Origin of the sequence: Thiobacillus sp., assembly GCF_013693775.1 — a bacterium.
Lineage (GTDB): Bacteria > Pseudomonadota > Gammaproteobacteria > Burkholderiales > Thiobacillaceae > Thiobacillus.
In genome coordinates, this window is the sequence record NZ_CP059257.1 from 466131 (window position 1) to 489446 (window position 23316).

The 23316-nt window shown below is 60.7% G+C and carries 18 protein-coding genes, 1 tRNA gene and 5 pseudogenes; 23 read left to right on the forward strand and 1 reads right to left on the reverse strand.

Annotated elements, in window-relative coordinates; genetic code table 11:
- Positions 1-2: 2 nt before the first annotated feature.
- The 3 genes from carB to HZY77_RS02360 are packed head-to-tail and all read left to right on the forward strand — an operon-like array spanning position 3 to position 4160.
- Positions 3-3209 carry a carbamoyl-phosphate synthase large subunit gene (gene carB / locus HZY77_RS02350; protein ID WP_296818346.1) on the forward strand — a complete coding sequence of 1069 codons (3207 nt, stop codon included), beginning with the start codon at positions 3-5 and terminating at the stop codon, positions 3207-3209.
- Between the two features lie 23 nt (positions 3210-3232).
- Positions 3233-3700 carry a transcription elongation factor GreA gene (gene greA, locus HZY77_RS02355; protein WP_296820786.1) on the forward strand — a complete coding sequence of 156 codons (468 nt, stop codon included), beginning with the start codon at positions 3233-3235 and terminating at the stop codon, positions 3698-3700.
- A 1-nt stretch (position 3701) separates the two neighbouring features.
- Positions 3702-4160 (forward strand): DUF4149 domain-containing protein, encoded by a 459-nt coding sequence (locus HZY77_RS02360; RefSeq protein WP_296818349.1) that lies wholly within the window; start codon positions 3702-3704, stop codon positions 4158-4160.
- A 17-nt stretch (positions 4161-4177) separates the two neighbouring features.
- Here the strand turns inward: HZY77_RS02360 and HZY77_RS02365 are convergent, their stop codons facing one another.
- Entirely contained in the window at positions 4178-4474 is a 297-nt protein-coding gene (locus HZY77_RS02365) for a YhbY family RNA-binding protein (RefSeq protein WP_296818352.1), read from the reverse strand.
- A gap of 41 nt (positions 4475-4515) precedes the next feature.
- Here HZY77_RS02365 and HZY77_RS02370 point away from each other — a divergent pair.
- The 20 genes and pseudogenes from HZY77_RS02370 (at position 4516) to nuoI (ending at position 23312) form a co-directional block, all read left to right on the forward strand.
- Positions 4516-5165: pseudogene (locus HZY77_RS02370) on the forward strand (RlmE family RNA methyltransferase).
- Between the two features lie 75 nt (positions 5166-5240).
- Positions 5241-7131: pseudogene (ftsH, locus tag HZY77_RS02375) on the forward strand (ATP-dependent zinc metalloprotease FtsH).
- A 153-nt stretch (positions 7132-7284) separates the two neighbouring features.
- Positions 7285-7935 (forward strand): annotated as a pseudogene (folP, locus tag HZY77_RS02380) (dihydropteroate synthase); the annotation flags it as partial.
- 78 nt (positions 7936-8013) lie between these two features.
- Positions 8014-9378 (forward strand): phosphoglucosamine mutase, encoded by a 1365-nt coding sequence (glmM, locus tag HZY77_RS02385; RefSeq protein WP_296820789.1) that lies wholly within the window; start codon positions 8014-8016, stop codon positions 9376-9378.
- Positions 9379-9516: 138 nt separating this feature from the next.
- Positions 9517-10488 (forward strand): phosphate ABC transporter substrate-binding protein PstS, encoded by a 972-nt coding sequence (gene pstS, locus HZY77_RS02390; RefSeq protein WP_296820792.1) that lies wholly within the window; start codon positions 9517-9519, stop codon positions 10486-10488.
- A 119-nt stretch (positions 10489-10607) separates the two neighbouring features.
- Positions 10608-11585: a phosphate ABC transporter permease subunit PstC gene (gene pstC / locus HZY77_RS02395; protein ID WP_296631665.1), complete on the forward strand. Its 978-nt coding sequence runs from the start codon at positions 10608-10610 to the stop codon at positions 11583-11585.
- A 7-nt stretch (positions 11586-11592) separates the two neighbouring features.
- Positions 11593-12438: a phosphate ABC transporter permease PstA gene (gene pstA, locus HZY77_RS02400; protein WP_296818355.1), complete on the forward strand. Its 846-nt coding sequence runs from the start codon at positions 11593-11595 to the stop codon at positions 12436-12438.
- A gap of 18 nt (positions 12439-12456) precedes the next feature.
- The gene (pstB, locus tag HZY77_RS02405) at positions 12457-13239 is read left to right on the forward strand and encodes a phosphate ABC transporter ATP-binding protein PstB (RefSeq protein ID WP_296631660.1); all 783 of its coding nucleotides are present in this window, start codon (positions 12457-12459) and stop codon (positions 13237-13239) included.
- 97 nt (positions 13240-13336) lie between these two features.
- Positions 13337-14083 (forward strand): triose-phosphate isomerase, encoded by a 747-nt coding sequence (tpiA, locus tag HZY77_RS02410; RefSeq protein ID WP_296818358.1) that lies wholly within the window; start codon positions 13337-13339, stop codon positions 14081-14083.
- Positions 14084-14106: 23 nt separating this feature from the next.
- Positions 14107-14529, forward strand: a complete 423-nt coding sequence (gene secG / locus HZY77_RS02415) for a preprotein translocase subunit SecG (RefSeq protein ID WP_296818361.1) — start codon at positions 14107-14109, stop codon at positions 14527-14529.
- Positions 14494-14578, forward strand: a tRNA-Leu gene (locus HZY77_RS02420). The genes secG and HZY77_RS02420 overlap by 36 nt, the downstream gene beginning before the upstream one ends.
- A gap of 161 nt (positions 14579-14739) precedes the next feature.
- Positions 14740-15094: pseudogene (locus HZY77_RS02425) on the forward strand (NADH-quinone oxidoreductase subunit A).
- 8 nt (positions 15095-15102) lie between these two features.
- A pseudogene (locus tag HZY77_RS02430) lies at positions 15103-15580 on the forward strand (NADH-quinone oxidoreductase subunit B family protein).
- A gap of 11 nt (positions 15581-15591) precedes the next feature.
- Positions 15592-16191 (forward strand): NADH-quinone oxidoreductase subunit C, encoded by a 600-nt coding sequence (locus HZY77_RS02435; RefSeq protein ID WP_296818364.1) that lies wholly within the window; start codon positions 15592-15594, stop codon positions 16189-16191.
- Positions 16191-17444 (forward strand): NADH-quinone oxidoreductase subunit D, encoded by a 1254-nt coding sequence (locus tag HZY77_RS02440; RefSeq protein ID WP_296818367.1) that lies wholly within the window; start codon positions 16191-16193, stop codon positions 17442-17444. The genes HZY77_RS02435 and HZY77_RS02440 overlap by 1 nt, the downstream gene beginning before the upstream one ends.
- Complete coding sequence (gene nuoE, locus HZY77_RS02445; RefSeq protein ID WP_296818370.1) at positions 17444-17917, forward strand: NADH-quinone oxidoreductase subunit NuoE; 474 nt, start codon at positions 17444-17446, stop codon at positions 17915-17917. Before HZY77_RS02440 ends, nuoE begins: the two co-directional genes overlap by 1 nt.
- Positions 17914-19194 carry an NADH-quinone oxidoreductase subunit NuoF gene (gene nuoF, locus HZY77_RS02450; protein WP_296818372.1) on the forward strand — a complete coding sequence of 427 codons (1281 nt, stop codon included), beginning with the start codon at positions 17914-17916 and terminating at the stop codon, positions 19192-19194. The genes nuoE and nuoF overlap by 4 nt, the downstream gene beginning before the upstream one ends.
- Positions 19195-19207: 13 nt before the next feature.
- The gene (nuoG, locus tag HZY77_RS02455) at positions 19208-21562 is read left to right on the forward strand and encodes an NADH-quinone oxidoreductase subunit NuoG (RefSeq protein WP_296818374.1); all 2355 of its coding nucleotides are present in this window, start codon (positions 19208-19210) and stop codon (positions 21560-21562) included.
- Entirely contained in the window at positions 21562-22578 is a 1017-nt protein-coding gene (nuoH, locus tag HZY77_RS02460) for an NADH-quinone oxidoreductase subunit NuoH (RefSeq protein WP_296818377.1), read from the forward strand. The genes nuoG and nuoH overlap by 1 nt, the downstream gene beginning before the upstream one ends.
- 245 nt (positions 22579-22823) lie before the next feature.
- Positions 22824-23312 carry an NADH-quinone oxidoreductase subunit NuoI gene (nuoI, locus tag HZY77_RS02465; protein ID WP_296818379.1) on the forward strand — a complete coding sequence of 163 codons (489 nt, stop codon included), beginning with the start codon at positions 22824-22826 and terminating at the stop codon, positions 23310-23312.
- The last annotated feature ends 4 nt before the right edge of the window (positions 23313-23316 follow it).

A 23316-nucleotide genomic window follows, 5' to 3' on the forward strand; every position in this document is an offset into this window, starting at 1 on the left:
TTATGCCCAGGCGCAGTGATCTAAAAAGCATTCTCATCATCGGCGCCGGCCCCATCGTCATCGGGCAGGCGTGTGAATTCGACTATTCCGGCGCGCAGGCGTGCAAGGCGTTGCGTGAGGAAGGCTACAAAGTCATCCTCGTCAACAGCAACCCGGCGACGATCATGACCGATCCGGACATGGCCGACGTCACCTACATCGAGCCGATTTCCTGGCAGGTGGTCGAGAAGATCATCGAGAAGGAACGTCCCGACGCGCTGTTGCCGACCATGGGCGGGCAGACCGCGCTCAATTGCGCACTCGACCTGGCCAAGCATGGCGTGCTGGAAAAATACGGCGTCGAGATGATTGGCGCGTCGAAGGACGCCATCGACAAGGCCGAGGACCGTGAGAAATTCAAGGCGGCGATGACCAAGCTTGGGCTCGGCTCGGCGCGTTCGTCGATCGCCCATAGCATGGAGGAAGCGCTGCAGGTGCAGGCCGCCCTCGGTTTTCCGACCATCATCCGGCCGTCGTTCACCATGGGTGGTTCGGGCGGCGGTATCGCCTACAACAAGGAAGAGTTTGTCGCCATCTGCGAGCGCGGCCTGGAAGCGTCGCCCACGCACGAGTTGCTGATCGAGGAATCGCTGCTCGGCTGGAAGGAATACGAGATGGAGGTGGTGCGCGACAGCAAGGACAACTGCATCATCGTCTGCTCGATCGAGAACTTCGATCCGATGGGCGTCCATACCGGCGATTCGATCACGGTCGCGCCGGCACAGACCTTGACCGACAAGGAATACCAGATCATGCGCAACGCGAGCCTCGCGGTGCTGCGCGAGATCGGCGTGGACACCGGCGGCTCCAACGTGCAGTTCTCCATCAACCCGGCCGATGGCCGCATGGTGGTGATCGAAATGAACCCGCGCGTATCGCGCTCAAGCGCGCTGGCGTCCAAGGCGACCGGCTTCCCGATCGCCAAGGTGGCGGCCAAGCTGGCGGTAGGCTACACGCTCGACGAATTGCAGAACGACATCACCGGCGGCGCGACCCCGGCCTCGTTCGAGCCATCGATCGACTATGTCGTCACCAAGGTGCCGCGCTTCGCGTTCGAGAAATTCCCGCAAGCCGACGACCGTCTGACCACGCAGATGAAATCGGTGGGCGAGGTGATGGCGATGGGCCGCAGCTTCCAGGAATCGCTGCAGAAAGCCCTGCGCGGGCTGGAAGTCGGCGTCGACGGTTTCGATCCCAAGACCACCGACCGCGATGAGATCGAAGCCGAGCTGATGTCGCCCGGCCCCGAGCGCATCTGGTACGTGGGCGATGCCTTCCGCGTCGGTATGAGCCTCGCGGAAATCCATGCGGTGTCGAAAATCGACCCGTGGTTCCTCGACCAGATCCAGGGCCTGATCGAGCTGGAAACCTCGCTGGACGGACGGGCGCTGATTGACCTCGGCCGCGACGAACTGCGCGAACTGAAACGCGCCGGCTTCTCCGACCGTCGCCTGGCCCGGCTGCTGAATACCGACCAGCATGCGGTGCGTGCGCGCCGCCACGAACTGGCATTGCACCCGGTGTATAAGCGGGTCGACACCTGCGCGGCCGAGTTTGCTACGCAGACGGCCTATATGTACTCGACCTACGAGGAAGAGTGCGAGGCGCACCCGACCGATGCCAAGAAGATCATGGTGCTCGGTGGCGGGCCGAACCGCATCGGCCAGGGTATCGAGTTCGACTACTGCTGCGTGCACGCCGCCCTGGCGCTGCGCGAAAACGGCTTCGAGACCATCATGGTCAACTGCAACCCGGAGACCGTGTCGACCGACTACGACACGTCAGACCGATTGTATTTCGAGCCGCTGACGTTGGAAGACGTGCTGGAAATCGTGCACATCGAGAAGCCCTTCGGCGTGATCGTGCAGTATGGCGGCCAGACGCCGCTGAAGCTGGCGCGCGACCTGGAGCGCAACGGTGTCCCCATCATCGGCACCAGTCCCGACATGATCGATGCGGCCGAAGATCGTGAGCGTTTCCAGCAGATGCTGCACGATCTGGGCCTGAAGCAGCCGCCCAACCGCACCGCGCGCAATCCCGACAGCGCGATCCGCATGGCCGAGGAAATCGGCTACCCGCTGGTGGTGCGTCCCTCCTATGTGTTGGGCGGCCGCGCCATGGAGATCGTGCGCGAGGAGGCCGACCTGCGCCGCTACATGACCGAGGCGGTCAAGGTGTCGAACAAGTCGCCAGTGCTGCTCGACCGCTTCCTCAACGACGCCATCGAGGTCGATGTCGACGCGCTGTCCGACGGTGAGCAGGTGGTGATCGGCGGCATCATGCAGCACATCGAGCAGGCCGGCGTGCATTCGGGCGATTCGGCCTGCTCGCTGCCGCCGTACAGCTTGTCGCAGGAGGTGCAGGACGAGTTGCGCCGCCAGACGGTGGCGATGGCGAAAGCACTGAAAGTCGTTGGCCTGATGAACGTTCAGTTCGCGATCCAGGGCGACGTCGTGTATGTGCTGGAGGTGAACCCGCGTGCCTCGCGTACCGTGCCTTATGTGTCCAAGGCGATCGGCGCGCCACTGGCGAAGATCGCCGCCCGCGCGATGGCGGGGATCTCGCTGAAGACGCAGGCGTTCGAGAAGGAAATCATNCCCCCGTATTTCTCGGTGAAGGAAGCGGTCTTTCCGTTCCGCAAGTTCCCCGGTGTGGACACCATTCTTGGCCCGGAAATGAAATCGACGGGCGAAGTCATNGGGGTGGGCGACAATTTCGGCGAGGCCTTCGTCAAGTCGCAGCTGGCGTCGAGCTCCGAACTGCCCAAGCCGGGCGGGCGCGCGTTTGTTAGCGTGCGTTCGGGCGATCGTGACGCCGTGATCGAGGTGGCACAGATGCTGCACGACTTGGGCTTCAGCGTGGTCGCCACCCGCGGTACGGCGCAGGCGATCGAGTCGGCCGGCATCCCGGTGGCGATCGTCAACAAAGTCAAGGAAGGCCGCCCGCATATCGTCGACATGATCAAGAACGGCGACATCGACTTCATCGTCAACGTGGTCGAAGACAAGAAGGCGGTGAAGGATTCCTATGCCATCCGTGCCGAAGCGCTGGCGCGGCGGGTCGTGTACTTCACCACGCTGGCCGGCNNGCGCGCCGCCTGCATGGGCATGCAGCACGGCAACGAACTGAAAGTGTATTCCCTGCAGTCGCTGCATCAGCGGCTGCACTGATCTAGAGGCAAGCTTGTGAACAAATTTCCCTCACCGTCGTCGGCGCCGAGAAGCTGCGCGTTGAATTGCAACACCTGAAAAGTGTGGAACGCCCCGCTGTGATCCAGGCGATCGCCGAGGCGCGCGCCCAGGGCGACCTGTCGGAGAACGCCGAATACGACGCCGCCAAGGAAAAACAGGGATTCATCGAAGGCCGCATCGCCGAACTGGAAGGCAAGCTGTCGAACGCGCAGATCATCGACCCGACCACGCTGGATGCAGACGGCCGCATCGTATTCGGCGCGACGGTCGAACTGGAAGACGTCGAATCGGGCGAACCCGTCACGTATCAGATTGTCGGCGACGACGAGGCGGACATCAAACAGGGCAAAATTTCAGTCTCGTCTCCCATCGCCCGCGCGCTGATCGGAAAATATGCGGGCGACAGCGTGGATGTCCAGGCACCCGCTGGCGTACGCCAGTACGAAGTGCTGGACGTCCTGTACAAATAGCATGCGCCGTTTCTGGGACGGTCTTGCCGGCGGATTACTGGTCCTGTGGATCGGCGGCATGTGGGCGACCGGCTACGTCGCCGCGCCGCTAATGTTCGCCAATCTGGGCGACAAGCAGCTGGCCGGGATGCTGGCCGGCCGGCTGTTTGCGGTGATGGCGTGGATCGGTATCGCCGCCGCGGCCTACCTGCTGATCTACCGGTTTGCCCGCGATGGCGCCGCGGCGCTGAAAACCTTGTTTTTCTGGGCGGTGGCGCTGATGCTGGCATTGACGCTGGCCGGCCACTTCGGCATCCAGCCCATCATGCAGAGTCTGAAGGATCAGGCCATGCCGCATGCCGTGATGCAAAGCGTGTTTGCCGACCGCTTTGCCCGCTGGCATGGGGTATCGAGCATTCTTTATCTGATTCAGAGTGCGTTGGGGCTGTTGCTGGTCTGGCGCTCGGGGCTGGCGAAATAAGTCCCTTCAGACAGATTTCAACCCGGCAGGACGATCACAGGCTTGCCGGCAGAGCGATAAATCACCAATATCTTGCCGATCTGTTGCACCGGCGCGGCCCCTGTGGCTGTACAGATTGTCTCCAACCAGGCGCGACGCGTGTCCGGCTCGTCGCTGGCCGCCTTGATCTTGATCAGTTCGTGCGCATCGAGTCCGCGTTCGATTTCCTTCAATACGGCTGCGGTCAGCCCCTGGTTACCGATCATGACCACCGGCTGGCGGCTGTGGGCCAGGCCCTTGAGGAATTGCCGCTGGGCGGGCGTGAGTGGTTTCATTGCATCTTCCTTAAACTGAGCGCGGATTGTAGCCGATAGAGATGGTGCAGAAAGCAAAGCGAACCAAATCGGGCAGTGCCTGGATGCACGAGCACGTGACGGATCCCTACGTCAAGAAAGCGCAGCAGGATGGTTACCGTTCGCGCGCCGCGTATAAGTTGCTGGAAATCGACACGCGCGACCATCTGTTGCGGCCCGGCATGACGGTGGTGGATCTGGGTGCCGCACCCGGCAGCTGGTGCCAGGTGGCCGTGCAGAAGATGAGAAAGCAGGGCAGGGTCCTGGCAATCGATCTCTTGCCGGTGGCGCCGATAGCGGGCGTCGACACCCTGGAAGGCGATTTCACCGAACGGACGGCACTGGCTTGGCTGGAAGAAAAGTTGCACACTGGGCGGGTTGACCTTGTTTTAAGCGATATGGCCCCCAACATCAGCGGAGTGATGCTGCGCGATCAGGCGCGACATTATGAATTGTGCGAGTTGGCGCTTGATTTCGCGGTGAACTGGCTGAAACCAGACGGGGCTTTCCTCGTCAAAGTGTTTCAGGGGTCGGGTTTGAGGATTTTCGTGCCCGAATGCGACAGGCATTCGAACAGGTGCTGATCCGCAAACCCGACGCATCGCGCGACCGTAGTACCGAGGTTTATTTGCTGGGACGCCGCCCTGTTGCAGCGCGGGATGGCGAGTCGTGATGATGCCGTGACAAGCTGGCAGTATAGGGTTTAGAATGAGTCTAAACGTGCTGGATTCAGCACCAAGGAGTAAACGTGAACAATTTGTCCAAGAACATCGCCATCTGGCTAATCATTGCGGTCATCCTGATGACGGTGTTCAATCAGTTCGGAGCGCAGCGCACCTCGCAGTCGCAGATGCCGTACTCGCAGTTCATCGAGGAGGTGCGTCAGCAACAGATCTCCAAGGTGGTGATTGAAGGTAATGTGCTGAAAGGCGAGCGTAGCGATGGACAGCGCTTCACCAGCTATGCGCCGAGCGATCCGTGGATGGTCTCCGACCTGCTGAAAACGGTGTTTCAGTCGAGGCCAAGCCGGAAGAACAGCCCTCTTCCTGATGAGCCTGTTCATTTCGTGGTTCCCCATGCTGTTGTTGATCGGCGTCTGGATCTTCTTTATGCGCCAGATGCAGGGCGGCGGCCGTGGCGGTGCCTTCTCGTTCGGCAAGAGCCGGGCGCGCCTGCTCGATGAAAATGCCAACCCGGTGACCTTTGCCGATGTCGCAGGCTGTGACGAGGCGAAGGAAGACGTCGCCGAGCTGGTGGATTTCCTGAAAGATCCGTCCAAGTTCCAGAAACTGGGTGGACGCATNCCGCGCGGCGTGCTGATGGTGGGGCCTCCTGGTACCGGTAAAACGCTGCTGGCCCGCTCGATTGCGGGCGAGGCCAAAGTGCCGTTCTTCAGCATTTCGGGTTCCGACTTCGTCGAGATGTTCGTCGGTGTCGGTGCTGCGCGCGTGCGCGACATGTTCGAGCAGGCGAAGAAGAATTCGCCCTGCATCATCTTCATCGACGAAATCGATGCGGTCGGTCGCCAGCGCGGTGCCGGCCTGGGCGGCGGCAACGACGAACGCGAGCAGACACTCAATCAGTTGCTGGTCGAGATGGATGGTTTCGAGGCGAGCGTTGGCGTGATCGTCATTGCGGCGACCAACCGCCCCGACGTGCTCGATCCGGCGCTGCTGCGCCCGGGCCGTTTCGACCGTCAGGTCGTCGTCGGTCTNCCCGACATCCGTGGCCGCGAGCAGATCCTGCTGGTGCACATGCGTAAGGTGCCGGTGGCGCCCGACGTGCGGGCCGATATCCTGGCGCGCGGCACNCCCGGCATGTCAGGGGCCGACCTGGCCAATCTGGTCAACGAAGCAGCCTTGTTTGCCGCGCGCCGCAGCAAGCGTCTGGTGGACATGGAGGACTTCGAGCAGGCCAAGGACAAGATTTTCATGGGTGCCGAGCGCAAATCCATGGTGATCACGCCCGAGGACAAGAAAAAGACGGCTTATCACGAGTCCGGCCATGCCGTGATCGGCATGACGCTGCCGGGTTGCGATCCGGTGCACAAGGTCACGGTGATNCCCCGTGGTCGTGCGCTGGGTGTGACCATGTCCCTGCCTGAACTGGACCGTTACAGTCTGTACCAGGATCAGATGTTGTCGCAAATCTGCATGCTGTACGGCGGACGAGTGGCCGAAGAAATCTTCGTCGGCAGCATTTCGACCGGTGCATCGAACGACTTCGAGCGGGCAACCAGCATCGCCCGCGACATGGTGACGCGCTACGGCATGTCGGATGCGCTGGGCCCGATGGTGTACGGCGAAAACGAGGGTGAAGTCTTCCTCGGACGCTCAGTGACCACGCACAAGAACATGAGCGAGGCCACCATGCAGAAGGTCGATACCGAAATCCGCCGCATTCTGGATGAGCAGTATGCCCGGGCCACGAAGATCCTGACCGAGGGGCGTGACAAGGTTGAGGCGATGACCGCCGCCCTGATGGAGTGGGAAACGATCGATGCCGAGCAGATCAGCGACATCATGGCCGGCCGGCCGGTACGTCCGCCCAAGCCGGCGGCCACGCCCCAACCGCCGGCGAACGGGGGCGACAAACCCAGCGCGCCCGCTCCGACCGCCCAACCTGCCCAGGAAACCTGAGCGGGGACACAGCGTTACCCACTACAATAGAGGGGCTTTGGCCCTCTTTTATGTCTGTTCTCCACACCGGTTCGCATCGCCTTCTGCTCTCTCGCCCCCGCATCATGGGGTCGTCAATGTCACGCCCGATTCATTNNCTCGGACGGTGGGCAGTTGCACGATACGCAGGCTGCGATTGCCCATGCGCTCAAGCTGAGCGAACAAGGCGCCGATATCCTTGACGTCGGTGGGGAGTCTACCCGCCCCGGCGCGACAGCAGTACCGGTCGATGAGGAAATCGGGCGCGTGGTGCCGGTGATTGAGGCGCTTGCCCGCGAAGGTTGCCTGGTATCGGTGGATACCAATAAGCCAGAGGTGATGCGTGCAGCGCTCGCTGCCGGGGCGGGGATGGTGAATGATGTCGCTGCCTTGCGGGCGCCAGGTGCGATGGAGGCAGTGGCGGCGTCGGGAGCCGCCGTGTGCCTCATGCACATGCAAGGCGATCCTCAAAGCATGCAGCAGTCGCCCCGTTATGCCGACGTGGTGAATGAGGTGAAGCAGTTTCTGCGGGCCAGAATACAGGCCTGTGAAGCCGCAGGGATCGCACACGAGCGGCTGGTGATCGATCCGGGGTTCGGCTTCGGCAAAACCCTGCAACACAACCTGGCGCTGTTGAAGCATCTGGTAGAGTTGGCTGAGCTGGATGTGCCGATACTGGCCGGCTTGTCTCGCAAGTCGATGCTAGGCTCCCTGACAGGGCGTGCCGTGGATGAACGTGAATTCGCCGGCGTGGCGGCGCACCTGATGGCGGTGGCGCAGGGTGCCCGCTTGCTCCGGGTACATAATGTAATGGCCATGCGCGATGCATTGGCCATCTGGAATGCAGTGGAGGAATACGGGNNGATGGGACGTAAATATTTCGGTACCGACGGCGTACGGGGAAAAGTGGGCGAATCGCCCATTACGCCCGAGTTTGTGATGCGTCTGGGCTACGCCGCCGGTCAGGTTTTGGTGGCCGACCGTGGCAGCCTGCCACCGAACGAGCACCCAACCGTACTGATCGGCAAGGACACCCGTATTTCAGGCTATATGCTGGAAGCTGCGCTGGAGGCCGGTTTTACTGCAGCCGGGGTGAACGTGCTGATGACCGGGCCGATGCCGACACCGGCGGTAGCCTATCTGACTCGGGCACTGCGTCTGCAGGCCGGCGTGGTGATCTCGGCGTCGCACAACCCATTCGAGGACAACGGCATCAAGTTCTTTTCTGCCAGCGGCCAGAAGCTGCCGGATAGCGTGGAGGAGGCAATCGAAGCGCGGTTGGACAGTCCGATCGTGACCGTCGAAGCGCGCCAGCTGGGACGTGCCCGCCGCATCGAGGATGCTGCAGCGCGTTACATCGAGTTCTGCAAGAGCACCTTCCCCAACAACCTCGATCTGCGCGGGATGCGCATCGTGGTGGACTGTGCCAATGGCGCGACCTATCACATTGCGCCGCATGTGCTGCACGAGCTNGGGGCCGAGGTGATCGCCATCGGCAATGAACCGAATGGCTTCAATATCAACGACGAATGCGGCGCCACGCATACCAAGGCGCTGTCCGACTCAGTGCGCGCCCATCGCGCCGATCTGGGCATTGCGCTGGATGGCGATGGCGACCGGCTGATGATGTCGGACGCTCAGGGACGCGTGTATGACGGCGACCAACTGGTCTACGTCATCGCTCGTCATCGCATCCAGACGGGCTACATGAANGGGGGCGTGGTCGGTACGCTGATGACCAATCTCGGTACCGAACATGCATTGGCACGCATCCAGATTCCGTTCGAGCGTGCCAAAGTGGGTGACCGTTATGTGCTCGAGCGACTGCATGCCAATGGCTGGACGCTGGGCGGAGAAACCTCCGGCCACATTCTGTGTCTGGACAAGCACACTACCGGCGATGGGATTGTTTCAGCCTTGCAGGTGTTGCGCGCACTGCGTGAGACGGGCGAAACGCTGGATGCGTTTACCGCGGATCTGGAGACCTATCCCCAGGTGATGATCAATGTACCGGTGGCCAAGGGCTTCAAGCTGGATATGGCATCAGCGGTCAGCGCATCGGTCGCCGAGGCGGAGGCTGCATTGAACGGCAGTGGCCGGATTGTCCTGCGCGCATCCGGGACCGAGCCGCTGATTCGTGTGATGGTGGAAGGGCGCGACGCCGATCTGGTTCGACATACGGCTGAAACAATTGCCACGGCCGTCAAGGCTGCAGCCACGAGCGGGTGATTTCCCGTCCTGAAATATATCTGTAATATTCGCCCGTTAGTATGGCGACGTCGCCCCATGCGGCAACGTCAACTACTACCGGAGATATTACACATGCGTACACTCAATAAACTGGCTCAAGGGACGCTGGCTGCGGCCATGGGTCTGGCTTTCAGTGTGGGTGCCTTGGCTGCCGACATTACCGGCGCAGGCGCAACCTTCCCCTATGCTGTTTACACGAAGTGGGCTGAGGCATACAAGACCGCTACGGGCAACCAGGTCAACTACCAAGGGATCGGCTCGTCGGGCGGCGTCAAGCAGATCAAGGCCAAGACCGTTGATTTTGCCGGTAGCGACGCGCCGGTTCCGGTCGCCGATCTGGAAGCGAACCATCTGGTCCAGGTTCCCACCGTGATGGGTGGCGTGACCATCGTCATGAATGTCCCCGGTTTCGAGTCCGGCAAGCTGAAGCTGGACGGCGTGACCGCAGCCGACATTTTCCGTGGCGCGATCACCAAGTGGAACGACCCTGCCATCGCCAAACTGAATCCCGGCGTCAAGCTGCCGGATCTGGCCATTACCGTGGCACACCGTTCGGACGGTTCCGGCACGACCTATGCGTTCTCCAACTACCTGGCCAAGCAATCGATGGCATTCAAGCGTGATGTCGGTGCCGGCAACACGGTGAACTGGCCTGCCAACGGCGTGGGCGGCAAGGGCAACCCGGGCGTTGCGGCCAACGTGCAGAAGATCAAGGGTGCGATCGGCTACGTCGACATCGCCGACGCCATGAAGAACAATATGAACTTCGTGGCGCTGAAGAACCGTGCTGGCAATTTCATTGTTCCGAATCAACAGTCGGTTGCCGATGCCGCTGCGGGTGCCGACTTCCATGTCAAGGGCATGGCCCCCGATCTGCTGGATCAGTCCGCCAAGAATGCATGGCCCATCACGACGGCCACTTTCATGTTGGCCTATGAAAAGGGCGATGCCGCGAAGCAAAAAGGCGTAGTCGACTTCTACACCTGGTCGCTGAATAACGGCCAGAAAATGGCGGCTGAGCTGGGTTTCGTGCCCCTGCCGCCCAATGTTGTGAAGATGGTTGAAGCGGAAATGAAAAACATCAAGTAATGCATTAGGTTTGACCTGACTTGATGTTGGCCGGGGGCGTCTACCCCGGCTTTCTACGAAAGCGGCTGCTTCAGGCGGCTGTTTTCGCAGACAAAAATCGAATCGATAGGCACCCCACAGTGAGTGAGCCCAGCGCAACCGCCGGAATCGATCTGCACGCCAAGCAGGTCCGGAAATTTCGGCTGCAGGACAGGTTTTTCCATCATTCCACGCAGATTTTCGCCTTTGTTGTGCTGGCGGCGCTGGTGGGTATTCTGGTATCGCTTTCCATCGAAGCCTGGCCCAGCCTCAAGGCGTTTGGTCCGTCTTTTCTGTGGACCAACATCTGGAGCGTGCCAGACGATAAATTCGGCGCACTGGCTGCGATCTATGGCACGGTGACGACGTCTGTTCTGGCTTTGCTGATAGCGGTGCCGGTCAGTTTCGGGATCGCGCTGTTCCTGACCGAAACCTGTCCGCTCTGGCTGCGTCGCCCCCTGGGGACGGCGATCGAGTTGCTGGCCGGGATTCCCTCCATCGTATATGGCATCTGGGGATTGTTCGTGTTTGCACCGTTGTTCGCCGACCATATCCAGCCGCCTTTGCAGGCGTTGCTAGGCGACGTTCCGATCATCGGCGGCTGGTTCTCTGGCCCGCCCATTGGGGTCGGCATCCTCACCGCCAGCATCGTGCTGGCCTTGATGGTCATTCCCTTTATTGCGTCGGTGATGCGGGATGTGTTCGAGACCGTTCCGCATGTACTGAAGGAATCCGCCTATGGCATCGGCTGCACCAACTGGGAAGTGGTGCGCAACGTCGTACTGCCTTATACCCGTGTGGGCGTCATTGGTGGCATCATGCTGGGACTGGGCCGCGCGCTGGGCGAAACGATGGCGGTCACCTTCGTGATCGGGAATGCCAACCGTATCAATGGCAGCCTGTTTGCACCCGGTACCTCAATCGCGTCGACACTGGCGAATGAGTTCGGCGAGGCCACGCCCGGCCTGCATATTGCCTCTCTGTTCGCGCTGGGTCTGGTGCTGTTTGTCATCACCTTTATCGTGCTGGCCATTTCGCGCTGGCTGATCAGCCGCAGCATGGGCTCCGAAGGTCTGTAAGGCGCGCATGATGAAACTGTATACCCGTCGCATCTGGGTCAACCGCATTGGCATCACGCTGTCCATGGTTGCGATGAGCCTGGGGCTGATCGCGCTGCTATGGATTTTGTGGACGCTGTTTTCAAAAGGCTTTGCCGCCTTGAACTGGGACATGTTTACCCAGGACACGCCGGCGCCGGGCTCCGAAGGCGGCGGCTTGCGTAACGCCATCGTGGGCAGCGGTCTGATCCTGCTNTTTTCCATGCTGATCTCGACCCCGATCGGCATTCTGGCGGGGATTTATCTAGCAGAGTTCGGGCGCGTCTCCAAGTTTGCGTCGTTCACCCGTTTCATGACCGATATCATGCTGTCGGCGCCGTCCATCGTCATCGGTCTGTTCGTGTATGCGCTGTTTGTAACGACAACCGGTGGTTTCTCCGGCTGGGCAGGGTCGCTGTCACTGGCGTTGATCGCTATTCCAGTGGTGGTGCGAACGACCGAGAACATGCTGAAACTGGTGCCGACCAGCTTGCGCGAGGCGGCCTTTGCCGTGGGTGCGCCACGCTGGCAGGTATCGCTCAAGGTGACCCTGCGCGCGGTCAAATCCGGCGTGGTGACCGGCATTCTGCTGGCCATGGCACGGATTACCGGCGAGACTGCGCCGCTATTGTTCACCGCGCTCAACAACCAGTTCTTCAGTACCAACATGGACAAACCCATGGGCAACCTGCCTGTGGTGATTTACCAGTTTGCCTTGAGTCCGTACGACAACTGGGTCAACCTGGCCTGGGGCGGCGCACTGTTGATCGCNTTTTTGGTGCTGGCGGTCAACATCGGCGTGCGCGTGGTTTTCCGCAATAAAGACAAACGTTAATTTCCCCGGAGCTTTCTGATGCCCGTTCAAGCCATGCCTGCAGGCGAAAATATTGCTTTGCAAGTCCGTAATCTGGATTTCTTTTATGGCGATTTCAAAGGCCTCAGCAACGTCAATCTGGACATTGCCCACAAGAAGGTAACGGCCTTCATCGGGCCGTCCGGTTGCGGGAAATCCACGCTGCTGCGTACCTTCAACCGTATGTACGACCTGTATCCCGGACAGCGTGCCGAAGGCCAGATCCTGTTCCATGGCAAGAACCTGCTGGATAAAGGCCAGGATGTGAATCTGGTGCGTGCCCGGATCGGCATGGTTTTCCAGAAGCCGACGCCGTTTCCCATGACGATCTACGAAAATATTGCCTTCGGTGTACGGCTGTATGAGCGCATGTCGAAAAGCGCCATGGACGATCGTGTCGAATGGGCACTCAACAAGGCGGCACTGTGGGGCGAAGTGAAGGACAAGCTGCAGCAGAGCGGCCTGTCGCTGTCCGGCGGCCAGCAGCAGCGGCTGTGTATTGCGCGCGCGGTGGCGGTGAAGCCCGAAATCGTGCTGCTGGATGAACCGACCTCGGCGTTGGACCCGATTTCCACCGCCAAGATCGAGGAACTCATCAACGAACTGAAAAGCGATTACACCATTGCCATCGTCACCCACAACATGCAGCAGGCCGCGCGGATTTCGGATTACACGGCATTCATGTACCTGGGCGAACTCATCGAATTCAACGAGACCGGCACCATTTTCATGCGCCCGGGCAAGAAGCAGACGGAAGACTACATCACCGGCCGTTTCGGTTGATTGCGCCGCGCAGCTTAGGCCGAGCGGTTGACCGTCGGGCGCGTAGCGCTTACCATCGCGCACTTTTGTTTGGCAGATTCCTGCTGTGGATAAGACTATGCGCAAGAAGCTCGTAGCCGGTAACTGGAAAATGCACGGCAGCCTGGCTGAAAACGCCGCCCTGCTGGCTGCAATCAAACCCGCTTTGACCGGAATCGAGGCCGCGGTATGCGTGCCTTTCCCTTATCTTGGACAAGCGCAGGCCGCACTCGCCGGATCGTCGATTGCCTGGGGTGCGCAGAACGTGTCCGAACAAGCCAAGGGTGCATTCACCGGTGAAGTGTCGACCTCGATGCTGCTGGATTTCGGCTGCAAGTATGTGATCGTCGGACACTCCGAACGTCGCAGCCTGTATGGCGAATCCGATGAACTGGTTGCAAGCAAATACATGGCCGCGCAGGCAGCCGGCCTGACNCCCATCCTGTGCGTAGGCGAATCCCTGGACGAGCGCGAATCCGGCGTGACCGAAGCGGTCGTGGCGCGTCAACTCGATGCCGTGATCAAGGTCGCCGGTGTGGCGTCCCTGGCCCGGGCAGTGGTGGCTTACGAGCCCGTATGGGCGATTGGGACCGGCAAGACGGCCACGCCGGAGCAGGCACAGGCCGTCCACGCCTACATTCGTGCCAAAGTCGCAGCGCTCGATGCGGGCGTGGCGGCACAGCTGATCATCCAGTACGGNGGTAGCGTNAAAGCCGCGAATGCGGCAGAATTAATGGCTCAGCCGGATATCGATGGCGGACTGATTGGTGGCGCTTCACTGGTTGCCGACGAGTTCATCGCGATTTGCCGGGCCGCCGCCAAGTAAGCGTTGTCGAGTAAGAATCAAGCATGGAAACACTGGTCTGGGTCGTTCACGTTATTGTTGCCATTGCGCTGATCGCGCTGGTGCTCCTGCAGCATGGCAAAGGCGCGGACATGGGCGCGGCATTCGGCAGCGGCTCGTCGGGAAGCCTGTTCGGCGCCAGCGGCTCAGCCAACTTCCTGAGCCGGAGTACTGCGATACTGGCAAGCCTGTTCTTCCTGACCAGTTTGGGTCTGGCATATTTCGGACTGCAGCAGCACAAACCGGCTGCTAGCGTGCTTCAACGCGTGGTTGTTCCTGCGCCGACGCAGGCTCAGCCTGCAACGCCTGCACAGGTGCCGGGCAAGGATGCCGGTTCGAAAGCGGGGACATCCCGCAGTAATAAGCAGTACCTGTCTGGGCGCATGCCCTTGGCCGACGTGGTGGAATTGGTAGACACGCTATCTTGAGGGGGTAGTGACCTAGGTCGTGCGAGTTCGAGTCTCGCCGTCGGCACCATCAAATTTCCTGATTTGTTCATTAGCGTTTGCTATCGAATAAATTGTTGATTATTAAGATAAAAATACCAATTTTTCGGCTTGACAGTCGATGCTCTGCACTAATACACTCGGGTCATAATTACTCAACAGCCTGACACAGGCGTAGTTCGGAGGAACCCGGTGCTGGAGAATTACCTCCCATTCTGTTGTTCATTCTGGTCGGCTTGGCTTTTGGGATCGGCCCAATCATCGCTGGTGGCCTGCTGGCACCGCACCGCCCCGACAGCGAAAAACTCTCCCTTACGAGTGCGGATTCGAAGCGTTCGAGGACGCGCGCATGAAATTTGATGTGCGCTATTATCTAGTTGCCATCCTGTTCATTCTGTTCGACCTGGAAATAGCCTTTCTCTTTCCCTGGGCCATTGTTCTGGAGGAAATCGGTCTGGCAGGTTTCATTGCCATGATGGTATTCCTCGGCATCCTGGTTGTGGGCTTCGTCTACGAGTGGATGAAGGGTGCCCTTGAGTGGGAATGATCTGAATTATGGGTATTGAAGGCGTCCTCGAGCAGGGTTTTGTCACCACCAAGGCCGATCAGCTCATCAATTACATGCGTACCGGCTCGATGTGGCCGATGACTTTCGGTCTGGCCTGCTGCGCAGTGGAGATGATGCAGGCCGGCGCCTCGCGTTACGATCTCGACCGCTTCGGCATCGTGTTTCGCCCAAGCCCGCGGCAGTCCGACGTGATGATCGTCGCCGGCACCTTGTGCAACAAGATGGCGCCAGCCCTGCGCAAGGTCTATGACCAGATGGCCGAGCCGCGCTGGGTGATTTCCATGGGCTCGTGCGCCAACGGCGGCGGCTATTACCATTATTCCTATTCGGTGGTGCGCGGCTGTGACCGCATCGTGCCGGTGGATATCTATGTTCCGGGTTGCCCGCCGACAGCAGAGGCTTTGCTGTTCGGNCATCATCCAACTTCAGAACAAGATTCGCCGTACCAACACCATCGCCCGCTAACACANCCCCTCATGTCCACGAAGCTGGAGTCACTTTCCCTTTGTCTGCAAAATCTGCTTGGCGATACGCTCGTGCAAACTGTCGAGCGATTGGGTGAGCTGACGTTGATTATCAAACCGCAAGCCTATGCGGCCGCCATGCGTACCTTGCGCGATCATCCCGACTGTCGTTTCGAGCAATTGATCGATTTGTGCGGCATGGATTATTCCGATTATGGCGACGGCGCCTGGGAAGGTGCCCGCTTTGCCGTGGTGGTGCATCTGCTGTCGGTCTCGAACAACCAGCGCGTGCGGGTCCGTGTGTTTTGTCCCGACGACGACTTGCCCGTGGTGGCATCGGTGGTCAATATCTGGCCATCCGCCAACTGGTTCGAGCGTGAGGCCTTCGATCTGTACGGCATTGTCTTCGAAGGGCATCCCGACCTGCGGCGCATCCTGACCGACTACGGATTCATCGGCCATCCGTTCCGCAAGGANTTTCCGCTTTCGGGCAACGTCGAGATGCGCTACGACCCGACCCAGCAGCGCGTGATCTACCAGCCAGTATCGATCGAGCCGCGCGAGATCACCCCGCGCATCGTGCGCGACGAAAGCTACGGGGAAGGGCGCTGATGGCCGAGATCCGCAACTACACGATGAACTTCGGTCCGCAGCATCCGGCTGCGCACGGCGTGCTGCGCCTGGTGCTGGAACTGGACGGCGAGGTGATCCAGCGTGCCGATCCGCACATCGGCCTGTTGCACCGCGCGACCGAGAAGCTTGCCGAGCACAAGACCTTCATCCAGTCGGTGCCCTACATGGACCGCCTCGACTATGTGTCGATGATGGTCAACGAGCACGCCTACGTGATGGCGATCGAGAAGCTGCTCGGCATCGAGGTGCCGGAGCGCGCGCAGTACATCCGCGTGATGTTCGACGAAATCACCCGCATTCTCAATCATCTTCTGTGGCTGGGTGCGCATGCGCTCGACGTCGGTGCGATGACGGTCTTCCTGTATGCCTTCCGTGAGCGCGAAGACCTGATGGATTGCTACGAGGCCGTATCGGGTGCCCGCATGCACGCGGCCTATTATCGGCCCGGCGGCGTGTATCGCGACCTGCCGGATATGATGCCGCAATACCAGGCGCAGCACACCCGCAACGAAGCGGCGATGAAGTCGATGAACGAGAACCGCCAAGGCTCTCTGCTCGACTTCATCGAGGACTTCACCCGACGCTTCCCGACCTATGTCGACGAATACGAGACGCTGCTGACCGACAATAGGATCTGGAAGCAGCGCACGGTGGGCATCGGCGTGGTGTCNCCCGAGCGTGCCAAGGCGCTGGGCTTCACTGGCCCGATGCTGCGCGGCTCGGGCGTCGAATGGGACCTGCGCAAGAAGCAGCCGTATGAGGTCTACGACCGCATGGATTTCGACATTCCGGTCGGCACCAACGGCGACTGCTACGACCGCTACCTGGTCCGGATCGAGGAAATGCGCCAATCCAACCGCATCGTCAAGCAGTGTATCGATTGGCTGCGCAGAAACCCGGGCCCGGTCATCGTCGACAACCACAAGGTGGCGCCACCCGATCGCCTGTCGATGAAGCAGAATATGGAAGAGCTGATCCACCACTTCAAGCTGTTTACTGAAGGCATGCACGTGCTGGCGGGCGAGGCCTATGCCGCGGTGGAGCATCCCAAGGGTGAGTTTGGCATCTACCTGGTGTCCGACGGCGCTAACAAGCCCTATCGCCTGAAGATCCGCGCACCGGGCTACGCGCATCTGGCGGCGCTCGATGAAATGAGCCGTGGCCACATGATCGCTGACGTCGTCGCCATCATCGGCACGCAGGATATCGTTTTCGGGGAGATCGACCGCTGATGCTGTCACAGGAATCACTCGCGTTGATCGATGCCGAAATCGCCAAGTATCCAGCCGACCAGAAACAGTCGGCGGTGATGGGCGCGCTGCGCATCGCGCAGGCCGAGAAGGGCTGGCTGAAGCCCGAACTGATCGAGTACGTCGCCGACTATCTGGAGATGCCGGCGATTGCCGCCTACGAGGTGGCGACCTTCTACAACATGTACGACACGCAGCCGGTGGGCCGTCACAAGATCACCGTGTGCACCAACCTGCCGTGTGCGCTGATGGGGGCGAACGAGATCGCGGAACACCTGAAGCGGAAGCTCGGCATCGGCTTCGGCGAGACCACCGAGGACGGCCGCTACACGCTGAAGGAAGGCGAATGCATGGGTGCCTGCGGCGATGCGCCGATGTGCCTGCACAACAACCACAAGATGCATACCCACCTGACGACCGAGAAGGTGGACGAACTGCTGGACAAGATGGAATGAGCCTTCTCACGCCCACCCACCAGGTCTGCAGCTGGACCCAGGCGCTCGACGATCCGGCGTCGCTCGCGACCTATGTCGCCAACGGCGGCTACCAGGCGTTGCGCCGCGTGGTCACTGAACAGGTATCGGGCGACGCCATCATCGCCGAGCTGAAGACCAGCGCGCTGCGCGGACGAGGCGGCGCGGGTTTTCCGACCGGCCTGAAGTGGAGCTTCATGCCGCGCGCGTTCCCGGGCGACAAGTACATCGTGTGCAACAGCGACGAGGGCGAGCCGGGAACGTTCAAGGATCGCGACATCCTGCGCTACAACCCGCACCAGCTGATCGAAGGCATGGCGATCGCCGGCTATGTGCTCGGCGCGCGCGTGGGCTACAACTACATCCACGGCGAGATCTTCGACTGCTACGAGATCTTCGAGCGCGCATTGCAGGAGGCGCGCGAAGCAGGTTATCTCGGCGACAAATTGTTCGGTACCGACTTCAACTTCCAGTTGCATGCCCACCATGGCTACGGTGCCTACATCTGCGGCGAGGAAACCGCACTGCTCGAATCGATCGAAGGCAAGAAGGGGCAGCCGCGCTTCAAGCCGCCATTCCCCGCAAGCTTCGGCCTGTATGGCAAGCCGACCACCATCAACAACACCGAGACGCTGGCTTCGGTGCCGTGGATCGTCCAGCATGGCGGCCAGGCTTTTCTGGAACTCGGCAAGCCCAACAACGGCGGGCCCAAGCTNTTNTCAGTCTCGGGCCATGTCAACAAACCCGGCAACTACGAAGTTCCGCTCGGCACGCCGTTTGCCGAATTGCTGGAAATGGCGGGCGGCGTACGGAATGGGCATAAACTGAAAGCCGTCATTCCCGGCGGTTCGTCCGCTCCCGTGTTGCCGGCCGACGTCATGATGGACTGCACGATGGATTTCGATTCCATCGCCAAGGCGGGTTCCATGCTGGGCTCGGGTGCGGTCATCGTGATGGACGAAACGGTGTGCATGGTGCGCGCGCTGGAACGGCTGTCCTATTTCTACTTCGAGGAATCCTGCGGCCAATGCACGCCTTGCCGCGAAGGAACCGGCTGGATGTACCGGGTGATCCACCGCATCGAACACGGCCAGGGCCGGCCCGAAGACATGGAATTGCTCAATAGCGTGGCAGGGCGGATCGGCGGCCATACCATCTGCGCCCTGGGCGACGCTGCGGCGATGCCGGTGCAAAGCTTCCTCAAACACTTTGGCCGCGAGTTCGAGCACCACATCGAACACAAGCGATGCATGCTCTGAACGGAATTTAACGATGGCTACGCTCAATATCGAAATTGACGGACGCACGCTGCAAGTCGAAAGCGGCGACACCATCATGGATGCGGCGAATCAGGCCGGCATCACGATTCCACATTTCTGCTATCACAAGAAGTTGTCCATCGCCGCCAATTGCCGCATGTGCCTGGTGCAGGTGGAGAAGGCACCCAAGCCCCTTCCTGCCTGTGCCACGCCGGTGACCGATGGCATGAAGGTCTACACGCGCTCGGAATACGCCATCAACGCGCAGAAAAGCGTGATGGAATTCCTGCTCATCAACCATCCGCTGGACTGCCCGATCTGCGACCAGGGCGGCGAGTGCACGCTGCAGGACTTGGCCGTAGGCTATGGCGGCTCATCGTCGCGCTACCAGGAAATCAAGCGGGTGGTGCGCGACAAGAACCTTGGTCCGCTCATTGCCACCGACATGACGCGCTGCATTCATTGCAGCCGCTGCGTACGCTTCGGCCAGGAAATCGCCGGCGTGATGGAACTCGGCATGCCGGGCCGCGGCGAGCATACCGAGGTGATGCCCTTCCTGGAAAGCCAGGTGGCGTCCGAACTGTCGGGTAACGTCATCGACTTGTGCCCGGTCGGCGCGCTCACCAGCAAGCCGTTCCGCTACACGGCCCGCAGTTGGGAACTGTCGCGCCGGCCATCGATCAGCCCGCACGACAGCCTTGGCTCCAACCTCGAAGTCCACGTCAAGGACAACAAGGTGATGCGCGTGCTGCCGCGCGAGAACGAGGACGTCAACGAGTGCTGGCTGGCCGACCGCGACCGCTTTTCCTATGAAGGCCTCAACACGGCCGAACGCCTGACCCAGCCGATGGTCAAGCACAACGGCCAGTGGGTGGAGACGACCTGGCAAGCTGCACTCGAGTTCGTCGCGGATAAATTGAAGACGATTCCTGCTGAGCAGATCGGTGCATTGTCGACGCCATATCGACCGGCGGAGGAGCTCTTCCTGCTGCANAAACTGATGCGCAGCATGGGCTGCGGCAATGTCGACCACCGTCTACGACAGTCGGACTTTTCGCTCGATGACAAGGCACATGGCGGCTTCTGGCTGGGCATGCCGGTGACCTACATGTCGCGCCTCAATCGCATGCTGGTCGTGGGCTCCAACCTGCGCAAGGACCACCCGCTGATGGCGCACCGCATCCGCGAGTCGGTGCGCTGGTATGGCCAGCTGAACCTTATCAATGCGCACGAGGACGAATTCCTCGGCAAGGTGCACGCCAAGCGCATCGTCGCACCGTCTCAGCTTGCTGCTGCATTGGCCGGCGTATGTCGTGCGCTGGCCGAACTGAAAAGCCTGCCGGTGCCGGACATCGCCATGCACGGCGTGGCCGACGACACCGCACGCAAGATGGCCGAGAGCATCGCGGGCGGCGAGACGCGCGCGGTGTTCCTCGGCAACATGGCGCAGCATCACCCGAGCTATTCCCAGATTCATGCGTTGGCGCAGGAAGTGGCACGGCTCGCCGGCGCCAGTTTCGGCGTGCTGGGCGAAGCGGCCAACAGTGTCGGCGCAGTGGCGGTCGGTGCGATTCCGGGATGTGGCGCACTGGGGCAGCCTGCCGTCAAAGGCCTGAATGCCCAGCAGATGTTGGCCCAACCACTGCGTGCCTATCTGCTATTGAGCGTGGAAGCTGAACTCGACACTCATGATCCGGTCGCGGCGATGGCCAGTATCAACGCGGCGGAATTCGTCGTGATGATGTCGCCCTACAAAGGCAAGTCGCTCGACTACGCTGATGTGTTGTTGCCGATCGCGCCGTGGACCGAAACCTCGGGTACCTTCATTAATACGGAAGGCCGGGTGCAGAGCTTCAGCGCGGTGGTGAAACCGCTCGGCGAAACCCGCCCGGCATGGAAGGTGCTGCGTGTCCTGGGCAACCTGCTCGGATTGGCGGGATTCGAGCACAACGATTCCAAAGAGGTGTTGCGCGATGCGCTGGGCGACACGCCTCTGGGCTCGGTGCAGGCTTTCCTCGACAATGAAGTCAATGGTGTCAGGGTGGAACCGCCTTCGTCCGGCGAGGGGCTGGAACGTGTCGCCGAAGTGCCGATCTATCAGACCGACGCCGTGGTCCGTCGCTCGCCCTCATTGCAGATGACGCTGGATGCGTCGCTTCCGGTGGCGCGAATGAACAGCCGGTTGATTGCGAAGCTGGGGTTGCAGGAAAACGGCCGCGTCTCGGTGCGCCAGACGGCGAGTGCGCTGACACTCAAAGTCCAGCGCGATGATTTGCTGCCCGACAACTGCGTGCGCATACCCAGCGGCCACCCGTTGACGGCCGGACTGGGCCCGATGTTCGGCCCGATCACGGCGGAGCCGGTCTGATGGAGAACGTGGGCATGGACTGGGCAGCCATTCAAACCGTCGTCTGGACCTTGATCAAGATCCTGGCGCTGGTAGTGCCGCTGATGCTGGGCGTGGCCTACCTCACCTACGCGGAAAGAAAGGTCATCGGCTGGATGCAGGTTCGCATCGGCCCCAACCGCGTCGGCTTCCAGGGCCTGCTGCAGCCGATCGCCGATGCGGTGAAATTGCTGATGAAGGAAATCATCATCCCGTCGGGGGCCAGCCGCGGCCTATTCATCCTCGGTCCTATCCTGGCAATCGCCCCGGCACTGGCAGCGTGGGCGGTGATTCCGTTCACCGACACGCTCGTGCTCGCCAACATCAATGCAGGACTGCTGTATGTGATGGCAATCACCTCGATGGGTGTGTACGGCGTCATCATCGCGGGCTGGGCGTCCAACTCCAAATATGCCTTCCTCGGGGCCATGCGTTCGGCCGCGCAGATCGTATCGTATGAAATCGCCATGGGTTTTGCACTGGTCGGCGTGCTGATGGCGGCACAATCGCTCAATCTCAGTGACATCGTGCATGGCCAGGCGGGTGGTCTGCACCACTGGTATATCTGGCCGCTCTTCCCGTTGTTTATTGTCTACTTGATATCCGGTGTGGCCGAGACCAACCGTGCGCCATTCGACGTCGCCGAGGGCGAATCCGAGATCGTCGCCGGTTTCCATGTGGAATATTCGGGCATGGCCTTCGCGGTGTTCTTCCTTGCCGAATACGCCAACATGATCCTGATCGCCGCGCTGACCACGCTGATGTTCCTCGGCGGCTGGCTGTCGCCGGTGACTTTCCTGCCCGACGGCATCGTCTGGTGGTTGCTCAAGACGGGTTTCGTGCTGTTCCTGTTTCTGTGGTTCCGCGCCACCTTCCCGCGCTATCGCTACGACCAGATCATGCGGCTGGGCTGGAAGGTATTCATTCCCATTACCCTCGTCTGGATCATCGTGGTCGGCGGCATGATGCAGACACCGTATGGGTACCTCTTCCATTGAGCGCGCCATGATCCTAGAAACCGCAGTTGACCGCTTATCATGTCTCAAAGGCCAGATGGGAGCTGAGTTCCGTGCCTTCGATGCGGTTTGTCATCGGTTTGGGTACGCTGCGCACCCGCTGCCGTGTCCAGACAAGCGCCTTGCTTTGTCGCTTCTCCTTGCCTACCCCGGTAGGCAGCGTCGTCGCTTCGCGCCAGCCACTCGCCTGAACGCACCATCGAGTGCGTCCAACTACGGTTTCTAGGATGAAACGGATCACCAATTTCTTCGGCAGCCTGCTCCTGATCGAACTCCTGCGCGGCATGATGCTCACGGGTCGGCATCTGTTCGCCCGCAAGATCACGGTGCAGTTCCCCGAGGAGAAAACCCCGCAGTCGCCGCGTTTCCGCGGCCTGCACGCACTGCGCCGCTATCCCAACGGCGAGGAGCGCTGCATCGCCTGCAAGCTGTGCGAAGCGGTCTGTCCGGCGCTGGCCATCACCATCGAGTCGGAAAAGCGTGTCGACGGCACCCGCCGCACGACGCGTTATGACATCGACCTGACCAAGTGCATCTTCTGCGGATTCTGCGAGGAATCGTGCCCGGTCGATTCGATCGTGGAAACGCGCATTCTCGAATATCACGGCGAGAAGCGCGGCGACCTCTACTACACCAAGCCCATGCTGCTCGCGATCGGAGACCAGTACGAAGAGCAGATCGCGCGCGACCGCGCAGCTGACGCCAAGTACCGCTGAAACC

Excerpts from the sequence above, each read along its gene's own strand:
- HZY77_RS02360 (WP_296818349.1), top strand. The coding sequence starts at position 3,702 with ATGCGCCGTTTCTGGGACGGTCTTGCCGGCGGATTACTGGTCCTGTGG.
- HZY77_RS02365 (WP_296818352.1), bottom strand. The coding sequence starts at position 4,474 with ATGAAACCACTCACGCCCGCCCAGCGGCAATTCCTCAAGGGCCTGGCC.
- nuoH (WP_296818377.1), top strand. The coding sequence starts at position 21,562 with ATGGAGAACGTGGGCATGGACTGGGCAGCCATTCAAACCGTCGTCTGG.
- nuoI (WP_296818379.1), top strand. The coding sequence starts at position 22,824 with ATGAAACGGATCACCAATTTCTTCGGCAGCCTGCTCCTGATCGAACTC.
- pstS (WP_296820792.1), top strand. The coding sequence starts at position 9,517 with ATGGGTCTGGCTTTCAGTGTGGGTGCCTTGGCTGCCGACATTACCGGC.
- nuoE (WP_296818370.1), top strand. The coding sequence starts at position 17,444 with ATGCTGTCACAGGAATCACTCGCGTTGATCGATGCCGAAATCGCCAAG.
- pstB (WP_296631660.1), top strand. The coding sequence starts at position 12,457 with ATGCCCGTTCAAGCCATGCCTGCAGGCGAAAATATTGCTTTGCAAGTC.
- secG (WP_296818361.1), top strand. The coding sequence starts at position 14,107 with ATGGAAACACTGGTCTGGGTCGTTCACGTTATTGTTGCCATTGCGCTG.